Source organism: Kitasatospora sp. NRRL B-11411 (genome assembly GCF_000721345.1).
GTDB classification, from domain to species: Bacteria; Actinomycetota; Actinomycetes; order Streptomycetales; family Streptomycetaceae; genus Kitasatospora; species Kitasatospora cineracea.
On sequence record NZ_JOGH01000321.1, the window covers coordinates 1 to 387 of the forward strand.

Sequence of the window (387 nt, forward strand, 5' to 3'; positions counted from 1 at the left end):
GGACGACATCGACCTCGCCACCGTCGACCTCGCCGCCGCCACCAAGGGCGACAGCCGCACGGAACTGGTCTACAAGGACATCCCCACCACGCTGACCGCCGACGGCGCCAAGGCGTTCAACGGCATGTACAAGGAGGGCGACGCCCTCGACCCGGCCACCCTCTCCGTCAAGGCCACCCCCGCGACCACCGCCCCGCCGACCGAGGGGCCCACCGACGAGCCCACGGACGGCCCGACCGAGAAGCCGACGGAGGAGCCCACCGAGAAGCCGACGGAGAAGCCCACCGAGGAGCCCACCGGCAAGCCCACCACCGAGCCCACCGGGAAGCCCTCCCCAGGCGACAGCCAGGAGCCCGGCCAGGTCGCCAAGGGCACCCTCGCCTGGGG

The 387-nt window shown here is 73.1% G+C and carries 1 protein-coding gene; it reads left to right on the forward strand.

Going from position 1 to position 387, the window contains the following annotated elements; all coding sequences use genetic code 11:
* Positions 1-387: HtaA domain-containing protein (locus tag IH44_RS0140160; protein WP_030464791.1), on the forward strand; the 387-nt coding region annotated here is incomplete at both ends.